Source organism: Thalassobacterium maritimum (genome assembly GCF_031127805.1).
GTDB classification, from domain to species: domain Bacteria; phylum Verrucomicrobiota; class Verrucomicrobiia; order Opitutales; family Coraliomargaritaceae; genus Thalassobacterium; species Thalassobacterium maritimum.
Genome location: NZ_JARXHW010000020.1, coordinates 1 through 11,754, shown reverse-complemented (window position 1 = coordinate 11,754; position 11,754 = coordinate 1). Strand labels below are relative to the sequence as shown.

At 56.0% G+C, this 11,754-nt stretch carries 8 protein-coding genes and 1 pseudogene; 1 reads left to right on the top strand and 8 read right to left on the bottom strand.

Going from position 1 to position 11,754, the window contains the following annotated elements; translation table 11 throughout:
- The first annotated feature begins 12 nt into the window (after positions 1-12).
- Positions 13-732, top strand: a complete 720-nt coding sequence (gene rsmI, locus QEH52_RS09985; protein WP_308950147.1) for a 16S rRNA (cytidine(1402)-2'-O)-methyltransferase — start codon at positions 13-15, stop codon at positions 730-732.
- 9 nt (positions 733-741) lie between these two features.
- Here the strand turns inward: rsmI and QEH52_RS09980 are convergent, their stop codons facing one another.
- The 8 genes and pseudogenes from QEH52_RS09980 to QEH52_RS09945 all read right to left on the bottom strand — a co-directional run.
- Entirely contained in the window at positions 742-1,902 is a 1,161-nt protein-coding gene (locus QEH52_RS09980; protein WP_308950146.1) for a ribonuclease D, read from the bottom strand.
- A 70-nt stretch (positions 1,903-1,972) separates the two neighbouring features.
- On the bottom strand, positions 1,973-4,771 hold the full coding sequence (locus tag QEH52_RS09975; protein WP_308950145.1) for a hsp70 family protein: 2,799 nt from the start codon (positions 4,769-4,771) through the stop codon (positions 1,973-1,975).
- 17 nt (positions 4,772-4,788) lie between these two features.
- Positions 4,789-6,630, bottom strand: coding sequence for an Hsp70 family protein (locus QEH52_RS09970; protein WP_308950143.1), 1,842 nt, complete (start codon positions 6,628-6,630; stop codon positions 4,789-4,791).
- A gap of 72 nt (positions 6,631-6,702) precedes the next feature.
- Entirely contained in the window at positions 6,703-7,356 is a 654-nt protein-coding gene (locus QEH52_RS09965; protein WP_308950142.1) for a DUF2760 domain-containing protein, read from the bottom strand.
- Between the two features lie 70 nt (positions 7,357-7,426).
- Complete coding sequence (locus QEH52_RS09960; protein WP_308950141.1) at positions 7,427-8,401, bottom strand: NAD(P)/FAD-dependent oxidoreductase; 975 nt, start codon at positions 8,399-8,401, stop codon at positions 7,427-7,429.
- Between the two features lie 19 nt (positions 8,402-8,420).
- On the bottom strand, positions 8,421-9,353 hold the full coding sequence (locus QEH52_RS09955) for a TIGR01777 family oxidoreductase (RefSeq protein WP_308950139.1): 933 nt from the start codon (positions 9,351-9,353) through the stop codon (positions 8,421-8,423).
- Between the two features lie 24 nt (positions 9,354-9,377).
- The gene (gene lnt / locus QEH52_RS09950) at positions 9,378-11,066 is read right to left on the bottom strand and encodes an apolipoprotein N-acyltransferase (RefSeq protein ID WP_308950138.1); all 1,689 of its coding nucleotides are present in this window, start codon (positions 11,064-11,066) and stop codon (positions 9,378-9,380) included.
- A gap of 145 nt (positions 11,067-11,211) precedes the next feature.
- Positions 11,212-11,754 (bottom strand): annotated as a pseudogene (locus QEH52_RS09945) (transposase); the annotation flags it as partial.

Sequence of the window (11,754 nt, the reverse complement as noted above, 5' to 3'; positions counted from 1 at the left end):
CGATCACATATTTTGACACATTCAAAAACCAGCTCCTCTCCCAACGGTCTTCTCACACTCGTCGCCGCTCCCATCGGCAACCTGAGCGACATGACTATGCGCGCAATCGAAACCCTCAAAAGTGTCGATGCCATTGCCTGTGAAGATACCCGTGTCACGGGCAAACTACTCAGTAAGCTGGAGATCCAAAAAAACGGCCCACTGATTTCCTATCGCGAAGAAAACGAGAAGCACATGGCGGGCGAACTCGCCGACCGGATTGAAGCTGGCGAACAGATCGCGCTCATCTCCGACGCGGGCATGCCCGCGATCAGCGACCCTGGCTTTCGACTCGTGCGTGAGTGCCGCAAACGTGGTTTAGCAGTCACCGCCGCACCGGGCCTCACTGCTGCCACCACCGCACTAGCACTCTCGGGGCTGCCCAGCGATGGCTTCCTCTACGTCGGCTTCCTCCCCCCGAAAAGTGCCGCCCGCAAACGCTTTTTCGACAGCAAACGTGACTTCGAATACACCATCATCGTATATGAGTCCTGCCACCGAATCGCGAAATTTCTCAATGAACTGGTCGACACCCTCGGGGAGCAACGCTGCATCAGCGTCGGGCGCGAACTGACCAAGCTGCACGAAACCGTGCACACCGGCCCCGCGGCCGAAGTACGCGACCGCGTAGCTAAAGGCAGTCAAAAAGGCGAATTCGTCATCTGCATCGCCAAGGAAGGCTTCGAACTATAAGCGCTCAGCCTAACTCAGCTGTGGCAACTTAGTCTTAGAATCAATCGATATGCTGCCCTCGCCCTGTAATAAGCGTTGCAAGGCTTTGCCACAGAACTCACCACGCCAGCCGCGAAGCATGCGGTGGCGACTCGCATCCAAATTATCAATTTCCAAAACAAAGGCGGTCACTTCAGCGCGATTGCCGATCAAAGCGGGATCTATTTGATCGGCTAAGCACATGCCTTTGATCGATGCCAAGGAGAGATCCACGCGCGCCTCATAGCCATCGTCAGGAGACGGGCCGATATGCTTGTTATTAGGCAGATCTGGCAGCTCACCACTGCGTCCGCGCTCGATCGCTTCCCAGATATATTGACGGTTCCGCTCTGCGGAGCGCTCGCTCAAGCCTTTCATCTGGCGGATCTCTTCGGCACTATTGGGCGGACGCTTGACCAGCGAAACCAGTGCATCATCCGAGAGCACGAAGCCACGCGGTAGATTGCGACGACGGGCTTTCAGCTCGCGCCAAGCGCCCAGTGCGCGCAGCACATTGCGCTGCTGCTGCGTGAGCGAACCGCTACCACGCACGCGCGGCATTTCATAATCGGGGTCGCGCTCGCTGTAATTAGACTCGTCTTCGTAGATCTTCATCTCATCCAAGATCCATTCCTTGCGCCCCAGCGTCTCCGCCTTCCCCATGATATTAAGCATCAGATCCACCGAATAGCGCACATCGTCTTCCGCATATTTAATCTGCGCATCCGTTAACGGGCGAGCCACCCAATCCGAGCGTGTCTCTGTCTTAGCCAAACGCACCTTAAGCAGAGTTTTTAAGAGCTCACTCAAGGAAATAGTCGACGATAGGCCGACAAAGCCTGAGCTGCGTTGGGTATCAAATACGTTCTTCGGCAAACCACCGCAGGTGCGGTGCAGAATGTTGAGATCTTGTTGCGCGTCGTGTAGAATCTTTACCGTGTCGGGATCCGACATCAGCTCTGCCAAGGGCGACCAATCCTCAATCGCGGGGGCATCAATGAGCTCACAATGACCATCAGGAAAACCAATCTGGATCAATCCTAAGGTCGGGTAATAGGTGCGGTCCCAAATAAATTCGGTATCGACGCCAACTGCACCGGCTTCACGCGCACGGCGCACGACATCGGCAAGAGCTTCAGTTGTGGTAATCATAAACGAAACAGAGTCGCTGATTATCCCTGCGATGGAAAGGAGATTTTTTCACCCCCACGCAGCTCGATCTTCAACAGCTCACCCGCAAGCCCACGGGTAGGGATTCACCAAAGAGTTGCTGAATGTCCTTGGCGTCGATCGGCGTGAACTGTCGCAAGGGCTCGACTTGCTGCTCACTGGCGCCAGAGCTGCGGACCTTGGCAAGGATGCGCCCGCGCAAATCCTCCGGTACGTCGTGATCACGATTGTTCACGATGCGGGCCGCCTGCACGAAGACCTGCCGCAGATTGCGCAAGTTGTCGCGGCTCCAGTCTAAGGCTTCCAACTGGTCGAAAGCCGCTTGCACCTCATTAGCCGGCAAGATCGCCTGCTCACCGCCATAGAGCGGCACACGATTCAACACCCGCCCCAACGCCCAGATCGCATGGTCGCAGAAACTCGTCTCGCGGCGTACAATACTGGCCGTGAAATGATGCGCGAGCTGCGTGCGCTGCTCCGCCGTGATGTGTTCGAAGGCGCCTAACATGCGCGCGGGCTCGTAAGATTGCTTACTGTCTTGCAGCGTTTTATCAATCCATGCCTCATAGAGCGCGCCTTGTTGCGCCGCATCAAGACCGCCCGCCACCCGGCGCCACAACAGGAAGTATTGCTCGCGGTTGGCCTTGTTATTGGCGTGCGCTAAATCAAGCTCATACACAGCCCATAAGCTGCGAATAAAATAGGGATCAAGCGCGTGCCCGTAGCCCGGACGCAGGAAAAATCCGGCGGCGTTGAGCCATGCGAGCTCGTGCTCGGGCGACAGATCACGCCGGGTCAAGTAGCTGGCATGGGTTTGCCACAGCTCCCGAATGAAGGGCACGTTCCACTCACGCCGATTTAAATGACTGATACGCTCGAGGGCCTTGAGTAACTTGGACGCCGGCTCCGTCGGATCGGGACCAAAGGTATCGGCGATCCAAGCTTTGGAAGCTTCCAAGTCCTCGGAACTCACGCCTGTATCCAGAGCTGGCGCGGCCGTTTCATCCGCCGCACCTGGACCGCCCGCTTGCCGCAAATTGAACTCGAGCCGCCAGACACGGTTCTCTTCCAAGATCCGTCGCACGCTGACACAGTTGACGCGCAAGAGACCGAGACTGTTAAGCCGCGCCTCTAATTCGATCGCCACGTCGCCTCCCTCGGGGAGCTCCGCCCCGACTGGCAATTGTGCCATGGTCTGCATCACGGGGAGTTTGTGGAAATCGTGCTCGTTTTTGACGACCAAGTCGCCGCCTTGGTCGCCTTCGCGACAGGTGGAGGTATACGCCTGAAACTGCACAGGCATATTGACTTTAAGTGCGAGATTCAAGCCAGTGACGCGCGTCGGCTTTTCCATCGGGCTGCCCTGCGCCAGCACACAGACGAGTCGCGTCTCGCTTGAGGATCGGCGCTTTTTTTTGCCCCGCTTGGGACTATAACTGACTTCAATATAGAAGCTATGCCCCGAGCCACCTTCAATCGTGGTCACATGCTCCCGCGACAAACTCGCGCGATACCATGCCGCCCCGCGGGCAACTGCCAACTCCAACGAGGCATTGGCCAAAATCGCAGGCCGTTGCCCTGCTTGCCAATCGGCCATCTGATCGGCTAAGCGCTCACGCAGCTTCCCCGCAGCCAGTGTGCCGCCATTGAACAAAAGGGCGTCGACTTTGCGTCCGCGAATGAAATCGGCCAAATGATGGGTGATCGCCGAGTCCTGTGCATACGGCAGCCCGATTTCCCGCAAGCCTGCCACGGTGTTGGCAGGCTGGGCATCGGCGGCGCAAGCAGGGAAGAAACCTTCCAGAACCGTCTGCGTCATTTCGCTGCGGGTTAAAGTCACGGTCTGCACGGAGTCAAATAGACTGCCTCCACTGCCAGCCAGTGCGATCGTGAAGGGCTCCGAATCGGGCCCTTCGGTTGAGAGAACGCGCTCTTTTAAACCTCGGCACTGAGCCACTAGCTGGCTCCAGCCGCTGCCCGAAAGCGCGCTGCTGCCACTCAGCTTGGCCTCGGCCATATGCGCGAGCGCTAAGTCGATATTGTCCCCACCCAGCAAAATATGATTACTGACCGCAATACGCCGCACTTGCGGGAGTGACTCGCCCTCAACACGCGATAATTCAAACAGACTAAAGTCTGAAGTGCCTCCTCCAATATCACAGACACAGACGACCTGCGGACGCTCGCCCAGATCGCCAAAGACTTGGCTCCAGTCGCTGGCATCGCCATGCGTTTCCAGCCAAGCATAGAAGGCCGCCTGTGGTTCTTCGAGTAAGCGTGTATGCTTGGGGTAATGTGCTTGCTCAGCCGCATCGAGGGTCAGGCGCTGTGCCACTGTATCAAAGGAGGCGGGCACTGTGATCACGATCTCCTGACGCTCAAAGAGCGACTGCTTATCCTCACTGCCGATCGTTTGATCCCAGGCAAAACGTAAATAGTCGAGATAGGCAGCCGAAGCCTCCACCGGCGAGCATTTATCTGCGTCCTCAATCTGCTCGCTCTTCCAAGGCAGCAACTTGAGCTCGCGATCAATGCCCCCGTGGCACAACCACGACTTGGCCGAACTAATACTACGCGCGGCATCCGCCCCCGACAACTCACGCGCCAAGAGCCCCACCACGCGCCCGGAATTCCACTCTCCCACCGCATCACCACCTAAGGCGGACTGCTCGCTCTCACTTAAATAGTAGGCAAACGATGGCAGTGAATTCGCCTCACACACGCTGTCTAAGGAGGCATATTGCGGAATACTAAAGACTTGGGTGCCCGCGCTAGGATCTTTGGAGTCGATATAAGACAGAGCACAATTGCTAGTACCGAGGTCGATGCCGATGAAATAACGAGCTGCCATAAGAGTGTGTGTCCTAATTAATCGGTGCGCACTGCAAACTCTAACTTCCAACGATGGTCGGAGCGGGTGTGCTGCATCCACAAATCCAGCGTACCCATCTCAGTCACGCGCGCGTGCAACTTTACCGGCACCACTTCGCCCGCGGCTTGCCCTTCCAAGGGAGTGAGCTCTGTCTTAAGCTCCAATGTTTCTTCCAGTTCTTTCTCGGCGTCTGGTAAAATAGTGCCCACCACATCCCCCGAGCGGATCGCAGAACTAAAGAAGCGGAAGGTGACAGACTCTCCGGTCACCAGGCCAAACTCTTTGGAATCCAAGATCTCTTCGCTGCCCTCTTCCATGCCCTGTGGTACCACACACAATGCTTTCAAAGGCGGCTTAAAGCCTGGAATCGCTAAGCCAGCGGTTTCTAAGCCGATGTAATAGCTTCGGGAAGCGCCCGCTTTCACGCGTACGCCACTGCCGCTGAGTTGATTCAGACCGTAATACGCCGCCCCATGCGCCACCGCTTTGTCGTAACGCGCGCCCGCGAGTTCACGCACGGGAGCTTCGGCTCCAGTCCATTGATTCAGCAAAGCCAAAACTCGCTCACGAGCCGGTGAAGCATTGAAAAATCCACCATTAAACAACACTGCGGTCGGCTTCAGAAAACTGCCTCCAAGTGCTTGAGGGCTCACCTTCCCAGTCAGACTCGGGTTGGCCTTTACGTTCTGTAAACTACGTGTGAGGAAACGTGCGAGATGCTTGCTCAACACTGGATCGCTCTCATAGGCTAAGCCAAATTCCTGCAAGCCCACCGAAGCACGCGCAGCTGGCATCTCCGTAGGCTCAATCATAGGCAGAAAGCCGTCCAGCGCGACCTGGTTCAGGGTGTCGCGGCTCAAACGAGTCCCCACACTGCCCGCAAATAAAGAGGAACCACGCGAGGGCACCGATAGTGCAACCTCAGTCAAATCGAGGTTCTCAAAAAGCGTTTCCTTTGCCTGACGACTGGCGTGCACCAGTGCTAAAAATTGCCAATCATCGATGTTGCTGCCTTCGCCTTCCATTTGATAGCGCAGCACATGCGCCAGAGCTAGATCCAGATTGTCGCCCCCGAGTAGCAAGTGCTCCCCGACACTGATGCGCTCCAGCTCGAGATTGCCCTCGACCTCTGAAACACAGATCAAACTAAAGTCTGAAGTGCCGCCCCCCACATCACAGACCAAAATAATATCTCCGGTGCGAACTTGCTGGCGCCACTCCGAACCTGCTTGAGATAGCCAAGCATAAAACGCGGCCTGCGGCTCTTCCATCAAAGTAACCGCCCCGAGGCTCGCAGCCTCGGCCGCTTCATGAGTGAGCGAACGCGCCACTTCATCGAATGAAGCAGGCACCGTGAGCACCACATTGGTGGACTCCAGCGACCAATCGCTCTGCGACTCCTCTGCCGCCGCTCGAAAACCGTAGACCAAAGATTCTAAATAAAGCCGCGAGGCCTCAATCGGCGAGAGCTTCGCCTCCACACTGCTCGACTGCCAAGGCAAAATCGGCGCGCGGTGGTCCACCTGCGTACTGCATAACCATGACTTCGCAGAACTCACCAAACGATCGGGCACTTGCGCCCCATGCTGACGCGCAAAGGCTCCGACGACCCGGTTGTTAGAGGATTCCTGCCCAGGCAAATTAAAGGCGCCCGCAGGAAATTCATCCGCTGCCGCAATGTAGATATTCGACGCCAAACCAGGCCGTGCTTCCAGTGTATTCGGAGCCACGACCTGGAGAATAGAGAGATCTTCCAGACTTTGATCGTCCAGTCGCGCCACCGTCATGGCCGAGTTACTCGTGCCTAGATCAATTCCCAGACTGTATTGCTTAGACATAATAAATTTTTATTTAAATTTCGCCAGTCGCTGAGCCTTCTCCCAGCGACATCTTCAAAGAGTCAGGCCTGCTTAGCGGACTTCGACTTCAGCAGCCACCAACAGGTGCGTGCCTTGCGCCTCCGCACGTGCACCCAATACTTTCGGTAGTGAGACCGCGCGAGTCTTCCAGCCTTTATGCTTCAATACACCAGAATAAGGCGGCTCGCCATCCACTTTACCACTGAGACGATACTCATTACGGTCAAAGGCCGCTTCTAATGTGATCGGCTGGTTCTCAGCCACCGACGCCACAGGCTCGATCGTGAAGTTATGCTGCATCACTTGTTGACACCCCTGATGCACAAAACGCGCCGCAGCGGCGATCTGCGCGTCTGGATAACTCTTAATGTCATCCATCACGAAATCCAAAAAACGCCCTTTTTCTTGCAACAAGGTAAGTAACTGTGCCACTTGCACCTCAGAGTTCTGCTGCGGGATCTTTTGCAGGTCCGGTTGCTTCGTTTCCGGTGCGACGGGGGCAACTGGTTCGGACGCGGGCGTCGCAGTAGGCTCACTGACAGCCGCCGCGGTATTAAGCGTCAAAGCCAGCACACAGCCGACCGCGGCCACAGCAATCACAGCATAGGCTAAAAGCTGCGCCTGATCCGCAAAAGCAGGCAACAACACGAGCACACCGAGCACTAGGAGAACGAAATAACTAACAATTAAAAGTGTCTTTTTCATAAGCTAAAAAATGAAGCCTGCTACATTCGCAAGGATTCACTTGGACGCAAGCGAACAAACGCCTGATCCCTCACACAGTCACATCCAAAACCGCCGCCGCAGCCTCAATCCCCGACAAGGCGGCCCCCTCGACGCGGGCACCTCCAAAAGCGTCGCCCGCGAGTGTCAATTGCAGACCAGCATTTTGAAAATAAGGCTCGGACCATGGATTGATCGGCAAAGTGAAGCCCCAACGATGACAGCTAAACTCCAACACTTTCGCCCCTAGATAAGGCGCCGCCGCTTCCAGCATTTGCGCACCACGCACCCCATCGGGCGAATCCCAGTGCGCTTCCGCAAAATCCGCATCCGCATGTATTGTGATCGCGGATACATCAGGTGATATGCCCTTTTTCTGATTGTCAGCAATCCATGTCAGAGGCGCCTCCGAAAGCTTCAATGCACCTGGTGCAGCGAGGCCACTAGGGCCATCTAGAATCGCCAAGGTGGCCAAGCCACGTTCATATCGAACGGCTCGCAAAGCTTCTGTCTGATCCCCCGCATAATCCAGCCCACTGGTATGCAACAATCCCAGCGCCTGTGGCAAAGGCACGGTGATCACTAGATGTTTCGCCCCGTAGCGATTTCCGTGCTGGCTCAGTACAATCCAGCCGTCCAGCCCACGCACCAACTCCACCACGGGCTCGGAAGTGCGCACATCTAAACTTTGTGCCAAATACTTAGGGGCATCGGTCATGCCATTGATACCACAATAGCGCGCGTGGCCCGCTGGATCCCTATCGCCGGGCGTGTGGCGATACCACTCCTTGATCACCCCCGCAGCAAGCCATTCATCCGCGTAAGCTTTCAGGCGCCCATCACGCACAGTAAAAAACTGTGCGCCATGATCGAGCCGCCCTCCGGCCATGCGTCGCGTGGCCATACGCCCACCCAAACCGCGGCCCTTGTCCAGCACACGCACAGTTTTGCCCGCACGCTGTAATTCGCTGCCGCAGAGAAGACCGGAAATGCCGGCTCCGATAATGAGAACGTCGGTAGTTTGCATGGAAAAGGAGAAATATAATTTAGGACTGTGCTGCATCGAACGCAGCGCGGAGTGCGTGTTCTAGCTTGGGCTGTTGCCACTCAAAGCCGAGTTCGGTCAGCCGTTGAGGCCGCACTCTCAAATTACTAAGCACAGTCTCCTCGCCCATTTGACCGAAAAGCATTTTTACGACAACAGCAGGAACCGGTAAAATCGTTGGACGCCCCAAAACCTTACCAAGCTTTTCAGTAAATTCCGAATTGGTGACCGGCTCTGGCGCCACCGCATTGATCACACCGCGGACCGATCTACTTTCCACCGCAAAAACATAAGCATCCACCAGATCAGGCAAACTGATCCAGCTCATCCTTTGCTGTCCATCGCCAATGCGACCACCGACCCCGCACTTAAATGCAGGCAGCATTTTGGCTAAAGCCCCCCCCTGCCTGCTGAGCACAATGCCCGTACGCAAAAATGCAGTCCGCACGCCCGCATCCGTGAGCGCACTCGCAGCAGCCTCCCATTCGCGCACCACCTCCGCTAAAAAGCCATCCCCCATCGGACTCGACTCATCCACCCAGTCGTCCAAATCGGCTCCGTAGTAACTAATGCCCGATGCGGAAATGAACGCGGGCCGCTGCGCCTGCTCTAGAATCGCGTCCACTAGCAAATGAGCGCTGGCAACCCGACTTCGCAGTATCCGTTCTTTCGCAGCAGAACTCCAGCGCTGCACGACACTTTCACCCGCAAGATGCACAACCACATCCACCCCCACAAGCGCCGCAGTATCCAACTGCCCCGCAGCCACATCCCATTGCACATCGCCGCGCTCACTGCGCGAGAGCCTGCGCACGCGATGTCCACGACTTTGCAGTTTTTCACATAAAGCCTGCCCCACCAATCCACTCGCGCCAGAGACTAAAATGGAAAGTGCAGGAGCTATCGTAGGAGGACTGGTAGATTCTAGAGCCATCACAGCTCAGAATACACAAACCCACTAATTTTGCGATCGAAGCGGCGACATAAAAACAAAGATCAAAGCCATCACAGCCATCACAGCCAATCCGCCCGACACAAAAACAAACCAATCCCCATGCCGGGTGTAGTAACTTTGTTGACGACTCCACTCATCAAATTGAAAGACGCTATACCCGCCCCCGCCACGGAAGAAAATACTGCCCGCTTCATCGACCAACACTTCCCGCACCGTACCGTAACTATCGATCCAGCCACTCCAGCCACCGTTTCCAGCGCGCATTACAGGACGACGATTTTCAACCGCACGCAGCACGGAATGCGCCGCATGCTGCACCGCGCCGCCCTCTTCACCATACCACGCGTTGTTCGTCGCCACAAAAAAGAGATCCGCTCCAGCCCGTGCACTCGCTCGCGCCAAATGAGGAAAAGCATCCTCATAACAGACCAAAGAGCCGACCTCATAATTGCTGCCATTCACAGTCAAATCAATCAAGCCAGCCGAATCGCCCGCGACAAAAGATCCCCCAACCGGCACCACCTTCTCAATAAACCCAAAGGGCGCAGGCACATATTCACCAAATGGAACCAACTCCCGCTTAGTATAAAACTGCGAGGACAAACCAGTGGCCGGCTCCACCAAAAAGGCCCCATTACGCCATTCATCCAATGCACGGTCCTGCGAAAGATTCCCCATCAAAATCGGCTTCCCCAGCTCATTGACCAGGCGCTCCACACGCACCTGCATTTCAAGGTTCCCCATCACTGGCCAAGGCGTCGCCGCCTCCGGCCAAAGCACTACGTCACTCTCCAGACTCGCAACGAAACGCGTCTGCCGCTCCAAGATGTCAAGATTCTCAAGCTCACGATCCGTGTCCCACTTCAACTCCGGCAGAATATAAGGCTGTACCACCGCTGCCGTCAGTATCGGCTTAGCCGAATCCGGCTGAGGTAGTGCCGAAAAAAACACAAAAATGCACAAGCCCAGTCCACTCATGCCCAGATACAGATCCGGACTGAACCAGCCCGTCCACATCTTACGCTCACGACGCACCAACCGGTGCCGCAAAGTTTGCGTGACACATAGGTTAAAAAATACCAACAGAAAAGAAACCCCATACGCCCCCGACCAGGCCGCAATTTGCAACACCACAGGACGCTCCCATTGACTCAAAGACAGCGGAGCCCAAGGAAACCCCCAAAGCAACCAAGTACGCGCCCACTCCAGCACAACCCAAGCGCCCGCAAGCCCCGCAAAGCCCAACACCCGCCTGACAATATTCGCCCCCAACAAACGCGGCAACAAAGCACGAGCCATCGCAAGCCATAGAGCAAAAAGCACCGCCAGCACCCCACTCAAAGCAATCGTGCCAAACCAAGTCACATGGCGCAACCAGACCAAAATCGAAAACCAGCTCACCCAGCCCGTAACAATCGCCACCAGCCAGAAAATACGTCGAGACGGCTTCGTATATAACCACAGCAACAGCGGCACAAAGGCAATGTAAGCCGCCTCTGCAAACTCGAAGGGAGGAATCGAGATCACCCACATCAGCGCGGACAGCACCGCAGCCAACAAGCCCCAATAAGTCGAATAGCTCGAATGAGGAGAAGGCCCCTCTTCAGCAGCCGCTAATTCAGGATTTGAAGCGCCGAGAGTCTGCGTCGCCCGCGCCTCCGACATTAATGTTTGTTTGCTGAAAATATTCACCTGTCTCAAATTTACTGCGCCAGTCAGAGATTAACTCGCGATTAAAAAGCAGCACGTTCATAGCAATGAACCGGATACACAAGAAAGATGTAATAACAGCGAGCAAGCGCATCCGAAGTCCCAAGCCTACAAGCAATCAAGCCCGTCAGCCAAACACCTTACGCCGCAGCCCCTGTATCACCGCCAAATCGCCCCAGGCCGAGCCGCGCATCGCATTCACCTTCGGTGGGTGCTTTCGCCCGCGCTCCACTTGCCACGCTCCCGTAAAACCACGAACAAACTCAGCTGAGCCCAAAATCGCACCATCAGTAAAATAGCGCACCCGGCAGCGCAGCATCACCGCCTTCGATAACTCACCCTCCTGCGCATCCAGCACCTTTAAAGCGCGCTCACGCGTCATATCCGACAAACCAGCCTGTGCGGCATGCTTACCGAATATCAGCAAACGATGCGCCTGCAAGGCCGACTGCGGATCCCGAGCACCGTGGTCGCTCCAAATATGGACCATGCCCCGCTCCGCCTCTGCCACACCTGCCACCGCTTCCGCGTAGCCACAAAAGCGATAATCCTTAGGGTCCTCCACCAAGCCCGCGCGCACCGGATTCAGATCAATATAAGCCGCCATCGTTTGCAGCGGATTGCCATGCCCCTCGACCAAGACCGACTTAAAACGGTCCGCCCACAGAGT

Excerpts from the sequence above, each read along its gene's own strand:
- QEH52_RS09970 (WP_308950143.1), bottom strand. The coding sequence starts at position 6,630 with ATGTCTAAGCAATACAGTCTGGGAATTGATCTAGGCACGAGTAACTCG.
- QEH52_RS09965 (WP_308950142.1), bottom strand. The coding sequence starts at position 7,356 with ATGAAAAAGACACTTTTAATTGTTAGTTATTTCGTTCTCCTAGTGCTC.
- QEH52_RS09955 (WP_308950139.1), bottom strand. The coding sequence starts at position 9,353 with ATGGCTCTAGAATCTACCAGTCCTCCTACGATAGCTCCTGCACTTTCC.
- QEH52_RS09980 (WP_308950146.1), bottom strand. The coding sequence starts at position 1,902 with ATGATTACCACAACTGAAGCTCTTGCCGATGTCGTGCGCCGTGCGCGT.
- QEH52_RS09960 (WP_308950141.1), bottom strand. The coding sequence starts at position 8,401 with ATGCAAACTACCGACGTTCTCATTATCGGAGCCGGCATTTCCGGTCTT.
- QEH52_RS09975 (WP_308950145.1), bottom strand. The coding sequence starts at position 4,771 with ATGGCAGCTCGTTATTTCATCGGCATCGACCTCGGTACTAGCAATTGT.